This window comes from Siphonobacter sp. SORGH_AS_0500 (assembly GCF_031453245.1).
Taxonomy (GTDB): domain Bacteria; phylum Bacteroidota; class Bacteroidia; order Cytophagales; family Spirosomataceae; genus Siphonobacter.
Map to the genome: position 1 here is coordinate 297,071 of NZ_JAVIYT010000008.1, position 24,933 is coordinate 322,003.

A 24,933-nucleotide genomic window follows, 5' to 3' on the forward strand; every position below is an offset into this window, starting at 1 on the left:
TTAATGCCAAAGGCAAACGACGAATGCCATTTGCCTTTGTAAGAATCATTAAATCAACTTTTATCGGGTGGTGTAACCACCATTGGCAAAGATGGTTTGCCCGGTAATCCACCAGCCATCCGTAACTAAAAATTCTACTAATGGGGCGATGTCTTCAATTTTAGTTAAGCCACCCAAAGCCGACGCAGATTTATGGTAAGCAACCGCATCTTCACTTTCTTGGCCGTAGAAAAAGGGTGTATCCATGGGGCCGGGTGCAACCGCGGTAACAGAAATGCCGCGTCCGCCGAATTCCTTAGAAGCGGCTCTGGTGAAGTGTTCTACGGGAGCTTTGGCACCTGCATACGTAGAGTAGTAGCCAGTAAAGGCAGCTAACAACGAGGTCACGATGGTGCAAATTTTGCCCTGGTCATTCAGGTGTTTCCCTGCTTCCTGTAAGAAGAAATAGGCTTGCTTTGCATTTACGTCCATCATGGTGTCGTACTCTTCTTCCGTAGTTTCAGTAAACGGCTTTTTAAGTACCATCCCAACGGTGTTAATGGCAATATCTACTCCACCAAACGTTTCTTTGGCTTTAGCGAAAAGACTGGTGATATTGGCAATGTTGGTTAAATCGCTTTGAACCAGAATCGCTTCACCACCCTTGTTTTTGATTTCTGCCAGGGTTTGTTCTGCTTCCGCTTTCGTTTGATCACTATTGTAATGAACTACTACTTTTGCACCTTTTGAGGCCATACTTTTACTCAACAAACCACCCAGATTCTTTGCACCGCCTGCAATGATTACCACTTTTCCGTTTAAATCGTTCTTTGACATAGTAGGAGTATTATTAAATGTTAACCCTGCAAAGGTCAAGAAGCGGAAGGTCTATTTCATGGTGAACTTTTCGGAACTTTTATGGAGGAAGTCATTTTTTGTAGTCTTTCCGAAATTCACCAGCGGTTTGCCCGGTAAATTTTTTAAAAAACTTACCAAAATTGGAGGGATCGTAAGTTAGTTTTTTAGCTATTTCAGCAATAGATAGATCGGAGTCTACCAAAAGTGATTTTGCTTTGTTGACAATTTTAAGGTCATAGAAATGACAAGGATGATGCCCGGTTGTTTGTTGTATTGTATCGGAAAGATGGGTGTGTGAAACATACAATTCTTGAGCGATTTGATTGAGTTTTAAAAAATCGTCAAACTGACCATTTACCACGTCTTCAATATGTTTATCGAGAAAGGCGAAATATTGATTAGTAATTTCCTCGCTTCGTTTAATCTTGCTTTCAGCCATAATTATTTATAAATGTTGAAGGTAAATTTTACTAAAATAGTATACATATAATTTATATTATTCAATAAACAAAATTCTATATTTTAGAGCTTGTCAGAATTTGTTAATAATATTCTGTTTTAGTTCTACTTTCATTAATTACACCCATTCTAGAGTGTGAGCTATTTTCTTTTATACGTATCACTATTTGGTTTACGACTTCTTGTGCATCAGCTTTTCTTTGAAATAAATTCTGGTCTAATGCCATGAAGATTAAGTAGTTAAATATTTATAGCTATTTAATTTTTGTTATTTATATAAGCTGAGGTGAATTTCTTTCATACCAGATGTTTCTTCTATAGCAATTGTTTTTGTTTAAGTTCTGCTCAATTTCGCATATTTCTCAAATAAAAGTAATAATCCAGTATCTACCTAGCTTTAGGTATTGAAAATACTTAACTAGTGATTATAATTGATATTCAACTATAAGTATATGTAATCATATTGTCCTTTTGATGCTTTTACTTTCTTATCAGAAACTCTTTAGGCGTATTCGAGATATTCGAAATGACAGATTAGGGATAATTTTATTGCCCCTCAAACGAAAGGCGTTCCGGGTAAGCCTACCCGGAACGCCTTTCGTCTGTACGCTCTTATTACTTCCAGCTTTCGCTATGATCATGCGGGAAATCTTCGCTACTCCAGATTTTCTGGGCACTCCACTTTTCGGGAGCGTCCTTCCAAAATGGATCGTTTTCGGGTAAACCTAAGGGTAGAAAGATATTCGAAGCAATGTACAAACTGCCCTGATTGTTATAAAAATCGGCCAGATCGGGCTGTGAACCGTATAGGCCGATGGTTAACCAGCCTTTCTCGTACGTTGAGGGACTTTCGAGGGTTTTACGAATTACCGCCGTCAGGGCACATCGTACCTGAGCAGGTTTCAGCGTAGCAGGCAAGGCTTTTCGCCAAGCCATATCAGCCAAATGATGAAAAGCTGCTCCCCGATAGACAATAGAACGACCCGTGGCAGGGTAGGTTCCGTCGGTATTGATGAGGCGTTCCTGAATAACGGCATATCGCTCATTCCGCTTTTTGATTTTAGCAATCATGCCGTTGTAAGATCCGGTTTTCTGACCAATGACCTGCGTGATGGCGGCCAGATAGGGGTGAATGACGTAGCTGTTGTAATAATCATAGGCAAAGGTGGTGCCGTCGTTGTACATGCCATCTCCCACGTACCATTGTTCCAGTTGCTGAAGAGCATAATCGACCCGCATGGGGTCCCATTCATAGCCAAATCGGCAAAAGAACGTTTCGGTGAGAGCCGAGAACAACAACCAGTTGGAAAATACGGGTTTAAACTGACGCGTCGTACGAAGGGCTTTCGCTAGCCGATCCTGATCCGTTTTTGAAAGATGCTCGAAAAGCCAGGGAGCCCGAAGAAAAGCGTAGGCAAGGTAAGAAGCATCGACAATTTGCTGACCACCGATATTGAAGGTCATGTAATCTTTGGCCGTAGAATCCAGGGCATTTGAAATGCCTTTCAGAGCCCAGGCCCGGTACTGATTACGCAGGGCCACTTCTTCCGCCGGACCACCTTCTCCCTGAAGCCACGGAGCGATACCGCTCAATACCCGACCTAACACTTCGACGTACTGCACCTGAATGCGGTGTTCGCGGTTGTCGATGCGTTTGGAAGTGACCTTTGGCATCATGATACGCAGACTGTCCTGAGCCAGGTAATACATCACTGGACGCACCATCTGATCCATTTTGGTTAGCCAGAACTGGCGATCGTTTTGAGTTATGGGTGGATTAACGGTACCTTTTTTAGTCTTTTTTTGAGCGAAAAGAGGGCTAAAACCCAGGCAGAGGCCGAAGGTAATGAGGCAAAGAATACGTTTCATTAGGGGAGAAAAATTCAGGAAAATAAAATGAAAAATACTTTGGTTATGAATGCCACTTTTAGAAAGTAATACGGGCATACTACTGGTAGCTACACGTATATCTTTGACCTGTCATCCAGAGCGAAGGACCTTACTTAGTAGTCGCGTTTGTTCCTTATTGGCAAGTTTGCTATCTCCCGCAGTCGCTTGGCTCTGCCGAGTGAGGAAATGGAGTGCAGGACTCTGGCCGATGGTAGGTAAAGCTTTTAGGGTAAGCAAGTCTGTTAGTTTCTGGTCTATTTCTTTGCCTCAGACGGCCAGAGGCCTACAGTTATGCGGTCACTCGGCAGAGCCGAGCGACTGCGGAGGAGAAAGCAAAGCGGGCACTTGCCAAGGTTACTAACCCATCCCTTTTCTGAGCATGGATGAATGATAAAAGAACGTCACCCGCAACCACTTAATGCTTAACCGGATCAGGCTTTTTAGTGAGATGGCGATGTAATTCACAACCCGCCAGCAGAAAAGCTCCTACTCCAAAATTGGTGGTGGAATGGGCATCTACAATCTGACCGGGGATGGCTTTTTCGCCAATGGGTTGCACGTAACCAATCTTTCCGTCGGGCTGTAAAGCTACGGTTGAAAGGTACTCCCAAGCCTTGAGAGCCGCTGGTAAGTAGGTTTTTTTAGGTAAATAGCCGTGATTGATTCCCCAAAGCATGCCGTAGGTAAAGAAAGCCGTTCCGCTGGTTTCGGGACCGGGAGCGTGCTCGGGATCGAGCATGCTGCGGGTCCAGTAGCCTTCTTTCTGCTGAGCTTTTAGAATGGCTTCAGCCAGTCCCAGAAACTTGGTTTCATACGTTTTCCGGTGCGGATCATTCTTAGGTAAATCCTGCAAAACTTTGGCTAATCCGGCAAAGACCCAGCCGTCGCCACGAGCCCAGAAATCTTTTTTCCCATTCGCACTTTTATGCTTGGGATACACGTATTTAGCATCGCGGTAATATAGTTTTTCTTCCGCGTCATACATGATAGTATTGGCGTAAGAAAAGTATTCATTCAGTTTTTCCAAGTATTGTTTGTCTCCCGTCACTTTATGGAGCTTTGTCATGACAGGCATTACCATGTATAACCCGTCCGCCCACCACCAGTAGTCCGATTTCGGTGTGCTCATTTCATAAGTCATCACTTCTTTCGCTCGGGCAATTTTATGAGGTTCGGGTTTCAGGTTATACAGGTCTATGTACGTCTGGAAGCAAATCTGCCAGTCTCCAAACAATACATAATCGTCCGTTTCACCATAAGAATATTTCCAGTTTTCAGGCTGGGTTGATTTAGCTCCTTTCCATTCATTTTGTTCGGCCCAGGCTTCGGAGTATTGACGGTATTTTTCGTTTCCGGTACGAAAATACGCCTCCATATTTCCCGTGTGATACGCAGCATTGTCCCAGAAAGCTCGACCCTGTTTCGGATTTTTCGTTTGCCAGTAGTCATTTGCTTTTTCAATGTCCTGTAAAACGGCCTTGGCCGAAGGCTTCTTCTGGGCGTAGGTAACAAGCGTGCCGCACAGCAGAACAATGCTGAGGTAAGTGGTTTTAATCATGGGAGATCGTAATGGAATGGGAAGAGGAGCTCTTCCCATAAATTTGGAATTTACTTTAATAAGCGGACTTCATAAATTGGCCCGGTTTCTGAGCCGGCTGGAGCTTCGAATTTGATGAGAAGGGTATCCGATTTCTGAGCTGCTTCGGGTAAGGCATAGGTTTTCGTGAAGAAACCTTTACCGTCATTTTTCTCTAGCTGTACCTTTTCCAGGAGGGCACCATTGAGGTACAGATGAAAACGTTGCGGAGCATCATCCGAATGGAACGTTAACTGCAAGCTGCGGGCGGCCTGATTTTTGTTTTTTAATGAATAACTAAACCAGCCTTTGGCCCGACGGAAATGCACGTCTTCGTGTACGCCAATATCTGTTTTCTCACCCTGAAAGCCATGATCGGATTCGGGTTGCTGCTCACCCGTAGCAATTTTATCTACCGTCGAGTTTTCCAGCTTCAGCGTTAACTCATCGCTTTTTTCCAGTTCTTTCAGTCGGGCTTTCTGATTCTCGGGAGAGGCATAAGGCCAGTAAATCATGTACCGACTTTCATGAATTTGATAAAAAGGTTGTAGTTCAGCCGCTTGTCCCGCCAGACGGAAACGTAAATGCTGACCGGAAACGGGTTTAATACTGGCCACTAAATCATTTGGATTCGATTGGATCAGCAAAGGAGCCTGGGCTAAAGGCGTCATAGGTCCGTGGGCAATGTGACCCATCCGGCTGTCATCGGCATATAATCCAGCTAGATTCTGCTTGCCCGTGGCACTTGCCAGAACGATGGGGCCGTGTACGAACGATACCCAGGCCGAGGAATCAGGTAACACTTCGGCGGTGGTGGTCATGGGCAAGCTCAGGCTAAGTTGATCGCCGGTTTTCCAGGTGCGGTCAATGATTACGTAACCTTTATCATCCGCCGAAACGTTTACTGGTTTTCCGTTCACTTTTACCTGAAAACCTTTGGCCCAAAGGGGTTGACGCAGGTGCAAAGCCAATCGCGTAGGCTTTGTTACTTTGAAGCTTAGTCGACTCTGTTCTTCTTCGGGAAAACGCGTTTGTTGGGTTAAGGTTAATCCTTTTTCTTTCCAGGTTAAGACCGAAGGAATAAAGAGATTCACGTATAAGCTGGATGCATCATGAGCATAAATCAACTGGCCATATTTGCCGTGGTTTTCCATGCCCGAACCCACGCAACACCAGAAGCCTTCCTGCGGCTGGGAATACACGCGGTAATGTTGTGGACGCATCGGCGTAAAGTACACAAATCCGCCTTTCTCAGGGTTTTGCGAGGAGAGGATGTGGTTATATAACGTTCGTTCGTAATAATCTACGTAGGCTGAAGAGGGCTGACGGCGGTATAGATCTTCCGTCAGTTTCAGCATGTTATAACTGTTGCAGGTTTCGGGGCCTTCCACGGAATTTACCATTGACGTGAAATTGGTAGCGGGGTGAAAGTGCTCCCGCACGCTATTTCCACCGATGGAAACCGTACGATGATGTACTACCGTTTGCCAGAAGAAATCCGCTGCGTTGGCCCAGGCGGCGTCCTGATCCTGCTGAGCTACGCGTAAATAACCAATGACTTTAGGAATCTGCATGTTTGCATGCAGGCCGTTGAGTTGATCTTTCTGGTTTAAAAGTGGTTGGAGTGTCGATTGATCCGAAAAACGCCGGGCGAGCTTCAGGTATTTTTTATCCCCCGTAATGGCCGCTACATCGGCAAAAACTTCGTTCAGACCGCCGTGTTCGGAAATTAATAACTGCTGGATCTGCTCATCGCTCAACGAAGCCGTAAGGTTTAGCATCCAGTCGGTTAACGCGATCAGCATTCCTTTGGCTTGTTGATTGCCCGCAATAAGGTACGCATCCCTTAAACCCGCGAAGGTTTTATGAATATTGTACAGTGGTACCCATTTGTGGTTGAGTGAAAAAGTACCCGCGTCAATTTTTCCGTTTTTAATCTCGGCCCAGATGACCTTTCCGCCCGGAATACCTCCGACATAACCATCGCCATTTTTTCGCTGACAGGAATCCAGTACACTGACCATGTAATTCAGTCGGCGAGTTGCGTCTTTGTCTCCCGTTGCAGCAACCATTTGAGCCAGAGCCGTGAGGTAATGGCCGCCAATGTGACCATCCAAACCCGTATTTTCCCAGTTTCCATAACTTTTAACCGCTGACGAAAGTCCAGCTTCCCGGCGGTAAGGAGCCAGAAGGCGTTCGGGATTCAGTTTAAGGATGTACGCTAAATCGGTTTGTTGGGCTTGCTGGAAAGGGCCGGGTAATAGTCGGACGGATGAAAGAGGGAATGTTTCGACTTGCTGGGCCTGAGTAGAGCTGAACAGGAGCGAAAGCGTCAGTGCTGATCCGAGGGTTTTGAGGCTTAACTTTTTCATGTAATACCAGAAATTCCTTTTCTATTATGAGGTTAACGTTTTCTAATATGAGGTTAATGTTGAAAGATAACCTTCATTTTAGAATTTAATTATTAAATGCCGATTTAATACGCTGGCCAGTTGACCTTTTAACGAAGGCGGACTGTTTTCATAATGGAACGAGTAACCATAGAAAAGGAATGTCTTTCAATTGATTAAGGTAGTAACGTGTCTCCTCGTTCGTCCGCGACTATGTTGCGAATGCCTGAGAAAAGCGTCTGCGACGCTCAGTGTTACAAACGCGGAGGGCGTATTGCTGGCAGCGTGGCCCGGCCAGATTTTCGCTGGCAGTGGTATGCCCGTAAAAGTAAAATCGTTTACTAATTTTATAGAGCAAACCCAATAAAACACAAGAATCCTGGCTGGAGTAACCCAGCCAGGACTTTTCATCGAATCACTAATTATACCCAGGGTTCTGTTCCAGTACGGCATCTTTATTAAGCTGAATTTCCGTTAAAGGAATAGGCATTAATAAATGCGTATTGCTCAGACCGCGAGTCGGGTTAAAGCCATTGTTTCCGTTCAGACGCGTGGCACGCTCTACCAGCGTTTTGGTTCGCATGAGTGTCATCCGGCGGTTTTCTTCCCCAACCAGTTCCCGAACGCGTTCATCCAAAACAAAATTGAGGGTCATCTCTGAGGAAGAAACTTTACCTACACTCGGATAACCTGGGAAGGCCCGCTCGCGAAGCGTATTGATGCTGGTTGCGGCTGCTTCGAGTTTCCCCTGTTTTACCTGAGCTTCGGCCAGTAGCAAATAAGTTTCACCGAGACGCATCAGTACCATGTCCTTGATCATCGCATAGCCAAACGTATCGTTTGGATCGAACTGATACCATTTGGTCGTGTGCGGTGCCAGGTTAAATACCGTATCTGCTCCTGCGTAGGGGACGGGTTTACCGAAGGTCGATGGTTTGCTGGCATCGTTATAAACATATCGGCGACGAATGTTGTAGGGCGAGTTACGAATGTCTCCGGGCTTATAAAGTTCATAAAGAACCCAGTTACTCAATCGCAGACGACCCAGTGCCCGACCTCCCGTAGAATCGGAGAGAGCCATACCCGGTACATTGTGGTAAGCCGCTCCCCATACCCGGCGGTGTTGCGGGTTATCGGTGATACCACCAACAACGGTATTGGGGTTTTCCTGCTCCAGTACCCAGATCGCTTCCGTGTTACCCTGTACCCGACGCTGGTTTCCGTAAATGAACATGTCGTGGTAATAGTCACCGGGTTGCGTCGACTGAATGCCGTAGCGACCTTTCACTAATTTGAATCGACCACTGTTGATGATGCTCTGTAACTGAGCCTCTGCCAAATCGGGTTTGTCCATTCGCAGGTAGGCTTCCGCCAGCAGTTGCATAGCCATGAATTTATTCGCCCGGCCATAAAGCTTTCCTTTAGTGTTACTCCCCACGCTTTCAATGTCGGGTAAGTTATTTACTGCAAAGGTCAAATCTTCTACGATCACTTTATTTACCTCATCGAGTGAAGCCCGTACGAAGTCTGTTTTAGGTGCGGACAGAGCTTTCGTAATAACCGGAACCCCACCAAAACAGGTTGCCAGGTTGTTATAGGCGTAAGCTCTGAAAAACTTGGCTTCAGCACTGATGCGATTTTTACCTCCCTGACTGATTGCCGTTAAACTGGGGTCCTCAACAGAGTTAATGATCGTATTGGTGAGGTTTACCATGATGTAGTTCCGGTTCCAGAAATAACTTGCTGCTCCGTCCGTAGGCGTTAGCAGGGTATAGTTGTAATACGGAATTTCGATCCCTTGCTGATTGGGCGTTGCATTGGCAACGTCCGTACCTACTTGCCAGACGCTAAGCCAGCCTTGTTGACCAGACCAAGAGTAATACGTACTGGTATGGTTGTAAAGACCCACCAGCGATGAATTAAGACCCAGCGAATCATTTAACGTAATGGGGGTATACGAAGAATAAGGTTTTTCGTCAAGAAAGCTTTTCTGACAGGAAGACGTTGCCAGTACTACCGCCGCGAGGGCAGCCAGCTTTACATATATTTTTTTCATTATGATCAAGATTAGGGTCGCGTATTAACGAAGCGAAACATTTAAGCCTAGTACCAGCGAGCGGGTCAATGGATAGTTATTTGTCCAATCCCCAGAGCCTCGACTGCTTTGTACTGCTTCGGGATCCCAGCCAATCCAGTTAGTAAAGGTGTACAGGTTCCGACCACTGGCGTATACCGTGAGACTACCGAGACCTAATTTATTCGCCAGATTCTGGTTCAGATTGTAGCTCAGCGTTACGTCCTTGATCCGGGTATAACTCGCGTCCGAAGCATAACCATATCCCCGCGTATTACGGTAGGCCAGCGAAGGCCGGGTATTGCTCTGATTGTCAGCCGTCCAATAGCCTACGGCGATAGGCGTATTCCGTTTTCCGGTTTCATCGGCGTAGGTAAGGTCGGCGTTGTTACGAGTTACCCCCTGTACAGTTTGCAGGAACACACTCAGGTGGAAGTTTTTGTAATGGAAGGTGTTAGTTAAACCGCCCGTCCATTTAGGAGCCGTTTGTCCGAGAATAATCCGGTCGCCATCGGGGGTAATCTTGCCATCGCCATTGAGATCGGCAAATTTCAAATCTCCAGCTACGGCACTTGGATCCTGATCGGCTGGGTTTTCGCCCTGTTGCCATACGCCAACCATTTTGTAGTCATAGATGACACTGATGGGCTTGCCAATAAACCAACGGTTTCCTAAGTCATCTTTTTTGTCTCCGTACAGGTCCACGATGCGGTTCCGGTTCGAAGCAAATACCAGTGTCGTTTCCCACTTGAAATCTGAGGCGGTCAGGTTACGAGTGTTCAGTGTTACTTCAACCCCTGTGTTGGAGGTTTCGCCCAGGTTATCAAATACGCTGGAATAGCCCGTCATGATGGGTAAACTCCGCAGTAAAAGCAGGCCTTTGGTGCGGTTCTTGTATAACTCCACACTACCGTTGATGCGATCATTGAAAAGTCCGAAATCAACGCCTAAGTTCTGGCTCACCGTCGTTTCCCATTGCAGGTTGTTGTTACCCAGGTTACCGGGGAAGGTGCCGATGGTACTGATGCCGTTGAAAGGCGAGCGACCTGTGCTGGAAGTAGTAATGGTTCGGTATACACTGATGGCTTCGTTACCTGTTTTTCCGTAGGAGAAACGCAATTTCAGGTTATTCACGATGCTCTGGTTTTTCATGAATGCTTCATTGCTGATATTCCAGCCCAAAGCAGCCGAGGGGAACAAACCATATTTCGTAGTGTTACCTCCAAAAACCGACGAGCCGTCATTCCGGGCAGTAACAGTGAACAGATACCGACTATCGTAGGAGTAATTAATCCGGCCCATCTGAGAATTCAGGGCATAACGGTCCGCATACGAGGTGCTCGACTGCGTGGCTCCGGCACCCAGGTTATTGAACGAAAGCTGATCATTCACAAACCCCGTAGATGAACCCGTCGTAGTACCGTACTTCCGTTGTTGAGCACTGTACAGACCCGTAAAATCGAAGTGGTGCTTACCGAAGTCTTTGCTGTAGGAAATGATGTTTTCCAGCGTGAAACTGTTGGTTTCCGAGTAAGACGTGTACGCCGATCCCAACAAGTCATTGGCCGCTCGTCCGCTATAGCTGCCGAAGCGGGTTGGAATGTAGGAATAACCAATGTTCATGCGGTATTTCAGACCTTCCAGTTTACCGGGTAACTTCACCTCCACGTATCCGTTGCCGTTCAGATTGGTATTGCGATCCAGTCGGTCGGTCGTCAGGCCCAGCAAGGGGTTAGCGTACAACTGCTCAGGGAACATGGGGAAAATCTTGTAAGTCCCGTTGGTATTGTACATCTGACCGTAAGGGCTCATGGCCGAAGCATTCAGCAAATTGGCCCGACCGCCATCGCGGTTGTTATTGGCAATAAAAAGTGAAGTTCCAACGGTCAGGAAGTCCGTCAGGGTAACGTCCAGATTGGAACGGAAACTGGCCCGCTTGTACTGATAGCCCTTAACTACGCCTTTCTGATCCAGGAATTCCCCGGAAACAAAATACCGAACGTTGGGAGAACCACCCGAAATACTCAGGTTATGATCCTGTAAAACGCCCGTTTGGGTAGATTCCTTAATCCAGTCGGTAGTAATACCAGCGTTGTAGTTAGGAAGCTCGTCGTAGTTAGGAACCGGGAAAGGAGCTTTCTGACCCGTTTGTGTGATAAAATCAGCGTACTTCTGTACGTATTCAGCTCCGTTTCGTGGACGAAGAATGTGAGCAAACTCTTCAAACCCTACGTAATTGTTGTAACGAATGGTAGGCTTGCCCGTGTTTCCACGTTTGGTGGTAATCAGGATAACCCCGTTGGCTCCATTCGTACCGTAGATAGCTACGGCAGAGGCATCCTTCAGGATTTCCATCGACTCGATGTCGTTGGGGTTAATGTCGTTCAGCGAACCTCCGGTTTTACTCAGCGGAATACCATCCACTACCACAAACGGGCCCGAGTTGGCATTGATCGAGTTTTGCCCCCGAACGATGGTGGTAGGCGTTGCACCGGGAACAGAGGAAGGCTGGGAGATGTTTACCCCCGCTACCGAGCCCTGAACGGCCTGCAACACGTTGGTAACGGGCAACTGCGACAGACGAGCTTTAGGTACGGAGGCAACCGCCCCTGTAATATCCGATCGCTTCTGCGTACCATAACCCACAACGACCACCTCACTCAGAGCCCTGCTGTCGTCTTTAAGCTGTACGTTCAGGGTCGTTTGAGAACCTACGACTACCTCCTGAGTGGCATACCCTACGTAAGAGAATACCAGTATGGGGTTTGTTGCCCGGTCAGGAATCTGGAGTTTGAAGTTCCCGTCGGAGTCCGTGTTGGTACCCAGGTTCGTTCCTTTGAGCGAAACACTCGTACCAGGAATCCCCTGCCCGTTGGCATCGGTCACCTTACCAGTGATAATGATAGCCGCCTGAGTACTTCGGTTATTGGTCGAAGGTACTAATGACTGGCCGGTCCAGGGCTGAGCAAATAATCCACCTGGCTGGTGTAAAATCGCTCCACAAATGAGTAGCCATTTGAATTTCATAGAATGTACAGGAGGGGTGTCTAACTATTTGTAGAATTAATGTTCAATAGAAGGACATTGGTTAAACTTATTACTTGAATAGTCCAAAAGTAGAGGGGCAGGTGCAGAAGAGTAGGGGAAAAATTCGTCAAAAAGCGGGGGTAAATTTGATTCGATCCAATTCAGGATCAGATCATTAAATTTTGAGTGAGAATTGTACGGGCTGAAATGAATTTACCACCAAAAAAAAATCAGCTGACGCAGATGCACCAGCTGATTCGATACGATTGGAGACTATTGAACTTATTTTTTCTTTTTCAAAGAGACGGGTTTTATACCATTAAACGTGGGTTGAACTTTCTTAATGCTGCCGTCGGCGTTAAACGTTAAAGCATCAATACAGGTTTCGCGATTGTAGCCCGCCGCATCACCCATCGTGATTCCGTCGGGATAATGGAAACGGTGGTAAACGATGTACCATTCGTCTTTACCGGGAATCTGAATGATGGAGTTATGCCCTGTTCCGTAGATGCCCAGATTCTTATCTTTTTCAATAACGATGTTGTTTGCAGGAATCGTAATAGGTCCCAAAGGTGATTTGGAGGTACCGTAACGAACGCGGTAATTTTCGCTACGAGTGTCGTCTTCCGACCAGAAGAAGTAATACGTCCCTTTCCGATATACGACATAGGTGCCTTCCCGGAAGGTAGGGTCAGGAGTAATAACTTTCTCAGTTTCGGGCTTAATCGAAAGCAGATCATCGCTAAGCTCAGCAACGGCCATATAGCCATTCCCCCAGTATAAGTAACTCTTGTTGGTTTTGGGATCAGTGAATACATCTGGATCAATCTCCTGACCCCCATTTACCCCTTTAGGATGTTTATCAATAAATGGCTTCCCGAAATCCGTGAAAGGACCCGTGGGCTCGTCCGCCGTAGCTAATCCGATTTTCTGGGCTCCTGAATAAAAATAGAAGTACTTATACTTGCCGTTAATCTTTTTCTCCACAATACACGGTGCCCAGGCGTTACGGTTGGCCCAGGTAGTTTGCTTGGGCAAATCCAGAATGACGCCTTCATCATGCCAGTTGACGAGGTTATCCGAAGAAAATACTTTGAAAGAAGTTCCTGACCAGGAATGATAACCATCACTAGTGGGATACAGGTAGAACTTACCCGTTTTCTCAGCGTATAAGATCTCAGGATCAGCGTAATAACCACCCAGAATGGGGTTGTTGGCTAAGGGCCATTTCTGAGTCAATGCCTGATACTCAGCATTGGTAATGGGAAGAACCGTACCGTGGCGAGGCAGAAAATTCATCGAAATTTCATGATCGACCTTCGTGAATTTCTTCAGATCCTTACTTGTCGTAAACTCGTAGCGACCCTTCGTATAAACATCGTACATCAAAATGTACGAATCCGAATTATTAAGCTTGAAAACACCCGAGCCTTCAACGGGATCTTTAGTCTGCTGCAAATACTCGTCATGCTGGGTGTAAGGGCCCGTTAAATTCTTCGCTGTAGACTGCTTGATTCCGTTACCATTGCCTTCCGTTTTATAAAACAAATGATACACGCCATCTTTATTAATAATGTCGGCATCAATGCAGGAACCGCCCTGTGGGTTGGTAAAGAGTAACTTAGGGGCACTTTCTAAAGCCGTAAAATCGGCATTAGCGTAGGCATAGTAGACCTTATCCGCATCCTGACCAAAACGCATGGACCAGTAGATCATGTATTTTTTCGCAACAGGGTCGTAAATGGTTTGGGGTGCCCAAACGCGATTTACGTCTTTAAACTCGGGGTAAGTTTTGGTTATGTCAATTTTGCTGGATTCCCAGTTTACCAAATCCTTTGACTTGAGTAATACCATGCCGTGATTCGGCCCCCAGCCATATTTAACGGTGTGCATATCCGTTGCCACCATGTAAAACGACTGGCCATCTTCCGAGCGAAGAATATGCGGATCCCGCACACCGCCCGTTGCACTAATCGCCTCCGAAGCAATGACAGGTTGATTATAATTTAAAGCTTTGTAGTTATAACCATCTTTGCTAACCGCAAAACGAATGGCTTCCTGATTATTTCCTTTTCCAATGAAATAGACAAACAGGTAAGCTGAATTAGGTTCTTTTTTCGGGGGAGTACTGGCTAACGTTGGTTCCAGACAGCCGATCAGCATGAACAGAACGAATGAAAGCCACTGCAAACGTAAAATCATAGATTTAGGGAAATATGTGAATGGTTACTTGTAAATGAAAAAGAATTAGGTCAACTTATAATACCCTCGTTGCGTAAAATCTTATTCACTATGTCATTTATTAGTAGGCAAAAATACATTCAGTTTTAATGGGAAGACAGGCTAGAATTCGTCAAAACAGAGGTGCATTTTAGTTAATGGGTATGCAGGGCATTTACAAATACGTCTTTTTCTTCTGGGGCCTGGCCCTTTTTCCTTTCCTGAGCTCAGCTCAGTCTGAGACGGGACAGTTTCGATTTGAGCACATTACCGTGAATGAGGGCCTCTCTCACAGCGATGCTATGTGCGTAACGCAGGACCCCTTAGGTTTCATCTGGATCGGAACAAACAAAGGACTGGATCGTTACGATGGGCATGAGCTGAAGAAATACGAATTACCCCTCAATGATCAGACAGGAACCGCAGTCAACCGCATCCGCACCTTACACATCGACCAGAAAGGTCATCTCTGGACCGGTGTTGAGCGGGCGGGACTTTATTGGTATAATGCCGATTATGACCGCTTTTTCAGCATCAGGGAACGGCCCGGTGCTCAGTCGCACCCTCTACTTGTGCAGCAACTGGCTCGGGTCAATATCAATGCCATGGCCTCCGATGCTTCCAATCGCATGTGGATTGCTACGCATCAGCTAGGGCTTTTCTGTATTCAGTTTACTCCCACAGGAGCCATTCAATATATCCGGAAAATCGATTTACCCGGCTTATCAGAACCTACCATTACCCGACTCAGCCTAGATCAGCGGGGGCAGTTATGGATTGGTACGATGGATCATGGGTTATGGGTACTGAATCGTCCCGGCACTTCTACGATGGCCACTCAGGTGAAGGTCCTTAAAGATACTAACATCCGGGCCTTACATCTCGACCGTCGTGGTGATTTATGGATTGGCAGTGGAGGCCAGGTCTTTTGGGTCGATTCAAAATCTCTGTCGAACGGGATAAATATCCAGCCTGAAGCTTTAAAACGGAGTTTTGCAGAAATTGAAAGCCTGTATCTGGATTCTGCTCACCGACTTTGGATTGGCACGAGTTATGGGCTTTTGCTAGTGAATGCCGGTACGCTTGCGGGCGTTCCGGTGGATGAAAAGCAGGTGCATATTTTTCTTCCCCATGACAATGATCCTCATAGTATTAACTCGGTTCGGGTACATAACATGATGGAAGACCGTTTCCATAATGTCTGGCTGGCAACCTCGGCGGGCGGTTTGAATTTGCTGAAGCTTCAATCGAAAGCCTTTGGGCTACTTCGTCGGCAAATGTTAGGATCAACAACCCCGGCTCATAACTATATCAACGCCGTTTATAAAGACGAAAAAGCCCAGCGGCTCTGGATGGGAACCCGGAACGGTTTTGCGAGTTATGACCTGAAAACCAAAACCTATCGTGACTACCTGAATCGTCCGACTTTTGGTCAGGATAATGGTGTAGACGTGTCCGCCTTTTATCAGGATCGAAAAGGAACGCTTTGGATTGGAACCCGTTACCGGGGTCTGATGCGATTGACGGGTACGGGCGATCTGTTTTCTCTGCCTGCTATGCCGCTGAGTTCCGGCTGGAATTCTGTCAGTATTGAAAACATCACGCAGGACCGTCACGGGATTATTTGGATAGCCACATTCAACGCCGGAATTCTGGCTTATGCCGAAGACGGCACCTTTCTACAGGCCTTTTCGTCGCAGAATAAAACGATGCCAACCCGGCAGTTTACTTCTTTATTATACGATCCTTCGCAAGACGTTCTTTGGGCCAGCACCCGAGATCGCGGCGTATTGAAACTGAAAATTACGGGCAGTAAATTACAAGTACTGAAAGAGTTTGGACATCAGCCGGAAAATATTCACAGCCTGAAAACTAATTACGCCTGGCCTTTAGTAAAAGACCGGCAAGGGAATATCTGGGTAGGAACCATTGGCGGGGGCTTGCATCGGATTTCAGCAAAGAACGAAACCATTGATCGATACGACAGACGAGTTCCAGAAAAGGACGTAGAAAGTATGTTGATGGATGAGTCGGGTAACCTTTGGATTGGAGGAGCGGGTTTATACGAATTTAATCCGCAGAAGAACCAGCTCTTACATTATGATGTGACGGATGGTTTACAGAGTAATTCCTTTAAAGTTGGAGCGGCTTTTCGCTCAAATGATGGGACGCTTTACATGGGTGGAATCAATGGAATTACGTATTTCAAACCCGCCGACATTCGCCCGAATCCGTATCCACCACTGGTTCAGATCACGGATCTTAGAATTCACAATCAGTCAGTTACTGCTGGCGATACCCTGAATGGGCGGGTTTTGATTAGTCAATCCTTCGCCGACTCGCCGAAAATGGAGCTATATGCTTCGGAAAACGATTTTTCCTTAACCTTCGTTGGATTGAATTACGCCAATCCTAAAAAACAGCGATACGCTTACCAACTGGAAGGATACACGAAGGATTGGGTGGAATTACCTGCCGGACAGCGGACGGCCAGTTTTTCCAATTTACCGGCCGGAGACTATATTTTCCGCGTTCGGGCGACGAATGGCGACGATGTCTGGTCTACGAATTCGCTGAGCTTACCTATTACCGTTTTGCCTCCCTGGTGGAAAAGCTGGTGGGCCTACGTAATCTATGCATTGGTAATCAGTGGTGCGTTATTCGTGTATCGAGGTATTGCTACGGCTCAGCAGGATCTGAAAAATAAGCTGGCTTTTGAAAAATTCCAGAACGAAAAAGAGAAGGAATTAACGGATTTGAAACTGCGGTTTTTTACGAACGTTTCGCACGAATTGAGAACGCCCTTGACCTTGATTTTGGGGCCTATAGAAGAACTGTTATCAAGTAGAAATCAATGGCCGGGCCTTAAGGAAAAGGTAGTGCTCATGCACGGTCAGACCCGTAAGCTGTTGGATTTGGTCAATCAGTTACTCGACTTTAGAAAAGTGGAATCCGGCCATTTGAGCCTGAAAGCGAGCAAGGAAAACATTACTAGTTTTGTAACCGAGTTATTCCTCATCTTCAAGTTAAAAGCCGAAGAGAAAGAATTGGATTATGAGTTGATAAGTCCGCAGGAAGCCATTCCGCTTTACTTTGATCGTGACAAACTGGAAATCATCCTGACCAATCTGCTTTCTAACGCCTTTAAATATACGCCATCTAAAGGGAAGGTGCGTTTTTACCTGGAGGTGGTTGGAGATTATCACCAGAACGGCGTGTTTACCAAAGGTCATCTCACGAATCATTACCTGGAGATTCGGGTGCGTGACTGGGGCACGGGGATGCAGGAAGCGGAACTGGAGCATATTTTTGATCCTTATTACCAGGCTTCACACACGGAAACCTTACGAGTGATGGGTTCCGGGATTGGTCTTTCGCTGGTGAAGCAGTGGGTTGAGCGGCATCAGGGAGAAATTAGCGTTGTCAGCTCGCCCGGCAACGGAACCACCTTTACCGTTCGTCTGCCTTTTGGTCCGGCTCATTTACAGGAAGGCGATTTACGTACGGCAGAGCCCGTAATCGATACGTCCATAACCCCCGAAAATCTGGAAACCCTGGCAGAACCCCTTTTACCACCCAGCCGATTGCCTAACTCTCTGCGATTATTAATTGTGGAGGATAACGAGGAACTGCGGACGTATTTACAGCAATTATTCGTTGATGATTTTGAAGTAATAACTGCCAAAGATGGGCTGGAAGGTTGGACTCAGGCTTTAACATATTTGCCCGACTTGATTGTCAGTGATATTATGATGCCTGGAAGCGATGGGTTGGAGTTATGCCGGAAAGTAAAGCAGCACCCCAAAACTGCTCACATTCCAGTCGTATTACTTACGGCCCGGGCGGCGGCTTTGTATGAACTGGAAGGACTCGAAACGGGAGCGGACGATTACGTCTCCAAGCCTTTCCATCCGAAAGTTCTGGTCGCCAAGGTTACGGGTTTGCTACAAAACCGAATGAAGCTGCGGGAGTATTATCACCGTCAGATTTTGCTGGAACCGGGTGAAGTAGTGATTCCTGATGCCGACAAGCAATTCCTGGAAAAAGCAATGCAGATTGTTGAAAGCCAGCTCCAGGAACCAGACTTTAACGTGCAAATACTGGTTCAGGAAATGGGTATGAGTCAGTCGGTCTTTTATCGCCGACTCAAAAGCATTACCGGACAAACCGTGGTCGAATTCATTCGCGATGTACGAATGAAGCGAGCCGCTCAGTTACTAGCCAGCACGAACATCCGCGTGTCTGATGTGGCGTATCAGGTAGGAATTGAGGATGTAAAATACTTCAGGAAGATGTTCCAGAAGCTCTATAATGTTCCTCCTTCAGAATACGCCAGACAATTTCGAACGACGGAAGTAGTGGATGATTTGTCGGAGCTCTGATTCTAAATGAGTTACACTTGTCTCTAACGGGGTTAAAGGGCTAATGACTTCCTTTTTATGAAATCATATCCCAATACTTCGGAAGGTCCTTCGTTTGGGATGGCCAGTAAAGGGGGAACTAACTTAGGTAAGTCCTCAAAAGGTATAAATTACAAACAGACTTAGACTGACAATTAAAGCGGCTAAGCCGATGATAAGCCACTGTTGAAAACGACTGGTACGTTGGGTTGGGTAGTTGGACTTCATGCTTACTGATAATTTTATACAATAATAGGTAGGAAGTCGCTCGCAAGAGGGTGTCTTTTTCGCTTCAAATAGGGGTCAAAATTGATAGGGCGGCTACAATTAGTAGTTAGTTCTGCTAAATAGATAGGTATATCGATTCATAAGTCTTAAAACGCGGTCTAAAATGTGTAATTGAAGACCTTGATATGAATCGAAATATGGATGCTAGGCTTGAGGGATAACGGCAGGAGGAACCTGCATTAGGGTAGGAACGAGATAGAATTTCGCACCAGTAAGTAGCAGGCTTATTTCTTCACCTGTCCTCTCGAATGAAGTGAGAGAATTTGAGGTCCCTCGCAGTCGCTCGGCTCTAGCCGAGTGACTGCGGAAACAACCCCGGAGGGGTTGAATATGAATAGCCCCGGATGAAATCCGGGGACTCGTACGGTTACAAACGCTTTCCCCAAAAATCCGCGTTGAAAACGCGGACTAACGTAGAGTCATCTTCCCTGAGTAAAAGCCGACAACTTATTTTTTGTATACTTTATCCTCCGCTTGCAACATTTTCATTTTTCCTTACTCTTTGGTAAAAACAACGAGACTCTAAGCCTAATGTCCTTTCAGTCCGCGAGCTTTTGCGGATAGAACCTTCAAACATTTTCCTACGATGAGATTTTTACTTTCCATGGCCATATTGGCTTTATGGGCTGGAAATACTTTGGCCCAATCCACGCATCCCGGCAGCCTGACGGGTTCGCTGGTAGATTCTACGACCCGCCAGAAAATTCCCTTTGCTAACGCCGCTCTTTATCAGGGAACCACTTTAATCACGGGAGCTACCACGGATAGTGAAGGAATTTTCCTGATCCAGTCACTGCCCTTGGGAAAGTATACGCTTACCGTATCCTCCGTCGGTTACCTGAAGCGGAGTCTGGAAGTGGTATTAAGTAGCCATCAACCTAAGCTTGAGCTGGGAACGTTAGCAGTAATTTCGGAAAACCGAACGCTGAGCGAAGTAACTGTTTCGGCTCAAAAGGCTCTGTTTGAAGAAAAAGGAGACCGATTGGTTTATAATGCTGAAAAAGACATTTCTAACGTGGGCGGCTCGGCGGCGGATATGCTTCGAAAAGTGCCGGGTTTAAGTGTAGATTTGGATGGAACGGTTCAGATGCGGGGAAATAGTAACATTCGGGTACTGATCAATGGAAAACCTTCGGCTCTGATGGCCCGGAATCTGGCCGATGCCCTCCGCCAAATGCCTGCGGATAACATTCGCTCGGTTGAAATAATCACCAGTCCGGGAGCGAAATACGATGCAGAAGGGTCGGCGGGAGTCATTAATATCATTACCAAGAAAGCACTGAAGGGCTTTAACGGTTCGGTCATGGCGTCTCAGGGTACGCTAAACCGCAGTATAAACACGAAACTAGCCTTAAAGACGAATAAACTTGGGTTTGCTTTAACGGCCAATGGTAACCAGTTTCGGAATATTCGTGAATCAGAACTAATTCGGACGACGCTGGTGGATGGAAATCCGTCCCGCTATTTAAATCAGAAAAGCAAGGCTGATAACGTCGGAACGGGTGGTTATACTGAAATGAGTCTGGATTATGATCCTGATTCAACCAATCATATTAATTTTTCAATCAATGCCTGGGGTGGTTCGTATCCTAAAAACAGTGTAGTAGTTAATCAATTATCTGATGCGAATCATACCCCCCTACAGACGTTTCGCAATGAAACCCGTTTTCGAAATCCGTACGGGAATAGCCAATTTGATTTAGGATACACAAAAACATTTCGCAAACCCGAACAGGAATTTTCTTTTCTGACGCAATTCAGTCGAATGCCCGATAACTATTTCTACGACACTGATCGCTATAACTTTGAGAATCAGCTTATTTTTCGGCAGAAAAGTATGAATTACAGTAGAAACAAAGAATTCACTTTACAGGCAGATTATACGCATCCCTTCCAATGGCGAACCAGCCGGGATACCACTCGCCTGAAATTAGAATTGGGCTTGAAAGCCATTCGCCGGGATATTGGCAGTGAGTTCAATGTCGAACAATCCGTGGATGGTCAATCTCCGCTGATCCCTGACCCGACGCAATCCAACGACTTTGTTTATCTGCAAAACGTCTATTCGGCGTATGTGGCTTTGCGGGCTGAAACCAAGTCCAAATTTAGCTTCAACTTGGGCACGCGATTGGAACGCACCGTCATTGATGGTGATTTCCAAAGTACGCAAACGCATTTAGCGAATGCGTATAATAATCTGATTCCCAGTCTTACTATTGCAAAGAAGGTAGGTACGCAGACCTTTAAAACCAGTTACACCCAACGTATTCAACGACCCATGCTTTGGTATTTGAATCCCTGGGTAAACGCCAGCGATCCGCAAAATCTGGAAACGGGTAATCCTTACCTGAAGCCTGAACTCAATCATGCTCTGGAAGTGGGGCATAGCATGTCTACCAAAGCCGGATTATCCGTTAATACTGCTTTATACGCCCGAACGACAAATAATGCCATTGAATATTTTCGAACCGTGGATGCTACTGGCGTAGCCATAAGCAAGCCCCAAAACATGGGTCAACGCAAATCGCTGGGATTGAACATCAACGTATCGGGACAGGCAAGGAAAAACTGGACTTTAAACGGTAGCGTTGATTTTCGATACATTGATATCTACAGTCCGGCTCTTCAGCAGGGCAATTCGGGAGGTATAAGCAATTTCAGTGTCAACAGCACCTACAAATTTCCGCATAATATCACTTTTCAGACCAATGCGAACGTAGGCACTGGTTGGATCAATTTACAGGGCCGGGGTACTGGGTATTACTGGTATGGTTTTGCCCTGAAGCGGGAATTCTGGGCGAAAAAAGCCAGCCTTACACTGGGGGTCAATAACCCTTTCAACCGGGGAATGCGACAAACCTATCAGCAGTTCTCCCCCACATTTGAGTCAACTACCCGCTCGTTTTATGTGAACCGTTCGGCTCGTTTAGCTTTCGAGTGGCGGTTTGGCAAGATGACCACCTCTGGAAAACAGGGCCGAAAAATCAGTAATGATGACGGGGGAGGCCGTTAAACAAAGCAGTAATAACCTCAGCTGGGCGAATCTAACCGCCTGGCTGAGGTCATTCCTTAGGCTTGATGCGACTAAACTGTTTCGGCTTTGTCCCGATGTGTTCGTAAAAAACTTTCGAAAAATGACTCAGGTTGGTAAAACCCAGAGCATAACCTACTTCAGAAACAGAGCGTTGCTCGGCTTGTAGTAAGCGGGCGGCCTCTTTCATTCGGAATTCCTGGTAATAACTGAAAATGCTGTTCCCAAAAATCTGTTTGAATAAACGCTTCAGCTTGGTTGGACTCATGTGAGCGGCTAAAGCCAGTTCGTTAATAACGGGCGGCGTATCCAGGTGTGCCAGCATGTGTTCTTTAGCCCGGTAAATGGCTTCCACATCCTGACTATTCAGGGCATATACCTGTTTCTCCTCTCGCTTCTCCAGAGCTATTAACAACTGGCAGATCAATTCTTCCGCCTTGATTCGGGCCCAAAACAGTTCGAAGGTTTCGCTGATGGGTTGATTCACGAGTTCGTCGATAATCTTTTGAATAGGGGGATGAACCAATTCTTCAAAAATCAGAGGTTGCGTATTCGTGAGCAAGCTTCGTAAAATCGGCGATTTTTCCGACGCAGTGAAAAGACCCTTCAGGTAATGAGCATCGACTTCAATGTTAATCACTTCCGTATTGGAGTGAATAGAAATGACACTTTCGGTATGCAGTTGACTCGTCGCAATTAATACGCTAGGAACCCGCTTTTTTAAGGAGTGTAAGCCCGTTTTGACCAGGACATGCTGAAACTTGAAAAGAATCGTTGGCGTAGGAGAAGCTACGTCTGGATTTTCCAGAATCAGATCTTCCTTCAACTCATAATTCAGAATCAATAATCGAAGATGTTCCGTAAAGACATAGCCTGTGCAGTACCCGGAACCCTGGTCTGCCGGGATTTCAACGCTATGGTTCTTTACCTCCGTGTTTAAACGGAGAGCCAATGAGGCTAATACCTTAGGGATCGTAGGAAATGTTTCTGCAGGCATGAAATGTCTTATACGACTATTTTTTGGTGTAAAGTAGCTATTTTACCCGTAAAGTATCATAGACTTTTGTGTAGTTATTAACGAACGCAAAATCATGATCCTTACCAATAAAAAAATAGCAGTGATTGGAGCGGGCCCCGTAGGCTTGACCATGGCCCGATTACTCCAGCAGCACCATATCGACGTAACTGTTTACGAGCGGGATGCCTACGCGGAGGCAAGAATCTGGGGTGGCACGCTGGATTTACACAAAAATTCCGGTCAGGAAGCCATGAAAGCAGCGGGGTTACTGGAAAGTTATTACGTCCAGGCCCGACCTATGGCAAGAACTATCGTTGATGAAAAAGGGGGAGTGTTGGCTGTTACTGAACCCACGCCCGAAAATCGATTCGATAACCCTGAAATAAATCGAAACGATTTAAGAAAAATGTTGCTCGAAAGTTTAGCGACTGATACCGTCGTTTGGGACAGAAAATGCACGGGGCTGCAAGAGCACCACGGAAAATGGCTATTGTCCTTTGAACATCAAATTCAGGCGGAGGCTGATGTGGTCATAGTCGCCAATGGGGGAATGTCCGGCATTCGAAGGCTGGTAACCGATGCAGAAGTAGAGGAAACCGGAAGTTTTATCATTCAGGGAGAAATCGTTGAGCCGGAAAAGCATTGCCCCGAATTCTACCGACTGTGCAATGATACGATTCTGATGAGTTCGTATCAGGGGAACGTGCTGGTGGTAAACCCCAATAATAAGGGAGCCTTAACGTACGGAATTATAGCTAAAAAACCTGATGACTGGGCGTTTAGTACCGGCCCGGCCTTTCGGGATGATATCATGCCTTTCCTTTCTTCAAGGTTCCGCCACTGGGGGGAATGTTACCAGCAATTATTCCGGGTTACTCCTTCTTTCTGGGCGTTACCTATCCGAAAATTACCCTTAACCAAACCCTGGAAAACCAATCGTCCTTTACCAATTACGCTCATCGGAGATGCCGCCCATTTAATGCCTCCTTTTGCGGGTAAAGGTGTCAATACGGGTTTGGAGGATGCCTTATTATTAGCCCATAATCTGACGAACGGAAAATTCGAAAGCATTGACGCCGCCATTCAGAACTACGAAGAGCGAATGATGATCTATGCTTCGGCGGCCCAACAGGAATCCATCGAGAACGAGCGAATGATGATTGCTGATACTTTCTCTTTTAGCTGAATCTCTATTCGTCAGAATCTTATGTTTCGAGTAATCATCGAGCCTAGCCGCTGCCAGCGTTTTTGTTGGCAGCGGCTAGGTTAAGCAGGCAAGTAATCATTGCTCGCTTCTTTGGGTAGTTAATGGTAGCTAACGAGTAGAGTTATGAATAGGCTAGTCACAGGGCTTGAATCAGGAACGTTAATGCCTGGTTTAACGTGAGTATAGGTATAATTTTTTTAACAAATGGTTATGCATACTTACGAACAACTATGAAAGCCATTTGGAATGATCAGGTGATTGCAGAAAGCGATCAAACCATTGTGATCGAAGGTAACCATTACTTCCCTCCTGAGTCCATTCATCGGCAATGGCTCATTGATTCCCCAACGCATACGGTGTGCCCCTGGAAAGGAGTAGCCTCTTATTTTACCTTGCTGGTGGATGGTCAGGAAAATAAAGATGCCGCCTGGGTATATCCAGACCCTAAACCCGCGGCGGCTGAAATCAAAGCCTATGTAGCTTTCTGGAAAGGCGTTCGGATCGAAGCCTGATTCC

General features: G+C 46.2%; 14 protein-coding genes. 5 read left to right on the top strand and 9 right to left on the bottom strand.

Annotation, left to right across the window (positions count from 1 at the left end; genetic code table 11):
- Positions 1–60: 60 nt before the first annotated feature.
- The 5 genes from QE357_RS24465 to QE357_RS24485 all read right to left on the bottom strand — a co-directional run bounded on the left by QE357_RS24465 (position 61) and on the right by QE357_RS24485 (position 7,134).
- Complete coding sequence (locus QE357_RS24465) at positions 61–816, bottom strand: SDR family oxidoreductase (protein ID WP_309713808.1); 756 nt, start codon at positions 814–816, stop codon at positions 61–63.
- A 91-nt stretch (positions 817–907) separates the two neighbouring features.
- Positions 908–1,276: an AraC family transcriptional regulator gene (locus tag QE357_RS24470; protein ID WP_309713811.1), complete on the bottom strand. Its 369-nt coding sequence runs from the start codon at positions 1,274–1,276 to the stop codon at positions 908–910.
- Between the two features lie 635 nt (positions 1,277–1,911).
- The gene (locus tag QE357_RS24475) at positions 1,912–3,165 is read right to left on the bottom strand and encodes a DUF2264 domain-containing protein (RefSeq protein ID WP_309713813.1); all 1,254 of its coding nucleotides are present in this window, start codon (positions 3,163–3,165) and stop codon (positions 1,912–1,914) included.
- Positions 3,166–3,601: 436 nt separating this feature from the next.
- On the bottom strand, positions 3,602–4,744 hold the full coding sequence (locus tag QE357_RS24480; RefSeq protein ID WP_309713816.1) for a glycoside hydrolase family 88 protein: 1,143 nt from the start codon (positions 4,742–4,744) through the stop codon (positions 3,602–3,604).
- A 50-nt stretch (positions 4,745–4,794) separates the two neighbouring features.
- Complete coding sequence (locus QE357_RS24485) at positions 4,795–7,134, bottom strand: glycoside hydrolase family 127 protein (protein WP_309713818.1); 2,340 nt, start codon at positions 7,132–7,134, stop codon at positions 4,795–4,797.
- 240 nt (positions 7,135–7,374) lie between these two features.
- Here QE357_RS24485 and QE357_RS24490 point away from each other — a divergent pair, with 240 nt between their 5' ends.
- Positions 7,375–7,497, top strand: coding sequence for a hypothetical protein (locus QE357_RS24490; RefSeq protein WP_309713821.1), 123 nt, complete (start codon positions 7,375–7,377; stop codon positions 7,495–7,497).
- A gap of 73 nt (positions 7,498–7,570) precedes the next feature.
- Here the strand turns inward: QE357_RS24490 and QE357_RS24495 are convergent, their stop codons facing one another.
- From QE357_RS24495 to QE357_RS24505, 3 genes are all read right to left on the bottom strand, one after another.
- Entirely contained in the window at positions 7,571–9,208 is a 1,638-nt protein-coding gene (locus QE357_RS24495; protein ID WP_309713823.1) for a RagB/SusD family nutrient uptake outer membrane protein, read from the bottom strand.
- Between the two features lie 24 nt (positions 9,209–9,232).
- Complete coding sequence (locus tag QE357_RS24500) at positions 9,233–12,253, bottom strand: TonB-dependent receptor (protein WP_307144106.1); 3,021 nt, start codon at positions 12,251–12,253, stop codon at positions 9,233–9,235.
- Positions 12,254–12,535: 282 nt separating this feature from the next.
- Positions 12,536–14,455 carry a family 43 glycosylhydrolase gene (locus QE357_RS24505; protein ID WP_309713827.1) on the bottom strand — a complete coding sequence of 640 codons (1,920 nt, stop codon included), beginning with the start codon at positions 14,453–14,455 and terminating at the stop codon, positions 12,536–12,538.
- A gap of 182 nt (positions 14,456–14,637) precedes the next feature.
- Here QE357_RS24505 and QE357_RS24510 point away from each other — a divergent pair, with 182 nt between their 5' ends.
- Together QE357_RS24510 and QE357_RS24515 are read left to right on the top strand one after the other, a co-directional pair.
- Positions 14,638–18,855: a two-component regulator propeller domain-containing protein gene (locus tag QE357_RS24510; RefSeq protein ID WP_309713830.1), complete on the top strand. Its 4,218-nt coding sequence runs from the start codon at positions 14,638–14,640 to the stop codon at positions 18,853–18,855.
- An 892-nt stretch (positions 18,856–19,747) separates the two neighbouring features.
- Positions 19,748–22,174, top strand: coding sequence for a TonB-dependent receptor domain-containing protein (locus tag QE357_RS24515; RefSeq protein WP_106635986.1), 2,427 nt, complete (start codon positions 19,748–19,750; stop codon positions 22,172–22,174).
- A 49-nt stretch (positions 22,175–22,223) separates the two neighbouring features.
- On the opposite strand, the gene QE357_RS24520 is transcribed toward QE357_RS24515, so the two are convergent.
- On the bottom strand, positions 22,224–23,189 hold the full coding sequence (locus tag QE357_RS24520; RefSeq protein WP_309713834.1) for an AraC family transcriptional regulator: 966 nt from the start codon (positions 23,187–23,189) through the stop codon (positions 22,224–22,226).
- A gap of 94 nt (positions 23,190–23,283) precedes the next feature.
- Here QE357_RS24520 and QE357_RS24525 point away from each other — a divergent pair, with 94 nt between their 5' ends.
- Together QE357_RS24525 and QE357_RS24530 are read left to right on the top strand one after the other, a co-directional pair.
- On the top strand, positions 23,284–24,396 hold the full coding sequence (locus QE357_RS24525) for an NAD(P)/FAD-dependent oxidoreductase (RefSeq protein ID WP_309713837.1): 1,113 nt from the start codon (positions 23,284–23,286) through the stop codon (positions 24,394–24,396).
- A 251-nt stretch (positions 24,397–24,647) separates the two neighbouring features.
- On the top strand, positions 24,648–24,929 hold the full coding sequence (locus QE357_RS24530) for a DUF427 domain-containing protein (protein WP_106635983.1): 282 nt from the start codon (positions 24,648–24,650) through the stop codon (positions 24,927–24,929).
- Positions 24,930–24,933 lie beyond the last annotated feature (4 nt).

What these genes read in the sequence shown, in the direction of transcription:
- QE357_RS24465 (WP_309713808.1), bottom strand. Translation starts at nt 816, where the DNA reads ATGTCAAAGAACGATTTAAACGGAAAAGTGGTAATCATTGCAGGCGGT.
- QE357_RS24470 (WP_309713811.1), bottom strand. Translation starts at nt 1,276, where the DNA reads ATGGCTGAAAGCAAGATTAAACGAAGCGAGGAAATTACTAATCAATAT.
- QE357_RS24475 (WP_309713813.1), bottom strand. Translation starts at nt 3,165, where the DNA reads ATGAAACGTATTCTTTGCCTCATTACCTTCGGCCTCTGCCTGGGTTTT.
- QE357_RS24480 (WP_309713816.1), bottom strand. Translation starts at nt 4,744, where the DNA reads ATGATTAAAACCACTTACCTCAGCATTGTTCTGCTGTGCGGCACGCTT.
- QE357_RS24485 (WP_309713818.1), bottom strand. Translation starts at nt 7,134, where the DNA reads ATGAAAAAGTTAAGCCTCAAAACCCTCGGATCAGCACTGACGCTTTCG.
- QE357_RS24490 (WP_309713821.1), top strand. Translation starts at nt 7,375, where the DNA reads ATGCCTGAGAAAAGCGTCTGCGACGCTCAGTGTTACAAACGCGGAGGG.
- QE357_RS24495 (WP_309713823.1), bottom strand. Translation starts at nt 9,208, where the DNA reads ATGAAAAAAATATATGTAAAGCTGGCTGCCCTCGCGGCGGTAGTACTG.
- QE357_RS24500 (WP_307144106.1), bottom strand. Translation starts at nt 12,253, where the DNA reads ATGAAATTCAAATGGCTACTCATTTGTGGAGCGATTTTACACCAGCCA.
- QE357_RS24505 (WP_309713827.1), bottom strand. Translation starts at nt 14,455, where the DNA reads ATGATTTTACGTTTGCAGTGGCTTTCATTCGTTCTGTTCATGCTGATC.
- QE357_RS24510 (WP_309713830.1), top strand. Translation starts at nt 14,638, where the DNA reads ATGCAGGGCATTTACAAATACGTCTTTTTCTTCTGGGGCCTGGCCCTT.
- QE357_RS24515 (WP_106635986.1), top strand. Translation starts at nt 19,748, where the DNA reads ATGAGATTTTTACTTTCCATGGCCATATTGGCTTTATGGGCTGGAAAT.
- QE357_RS24520 (WP_309713834.1), bottom strand. Translation starts at nt 23,189, where the DNA reads ATGCCTGCAGAAACATTTCCTACGATCCCTAAGGTATTAGCCTCATTG.
- QE357_RS24525 (WP_309713837.1), top strand. Translation starts at nt 23,284, where the DNA reads ATGATCCTTACCAATAAAAAAATAGCAGTGATTGGAGCGGGCCCCGTA.
- QE357_RS24530 (WP_106635983.1), top strand. Translation starts at nt 24,648, where the DNA reads ATGAAAGCCATTTGGAATGATCAGGTGATTGCAGAAAGCGATCAAACC.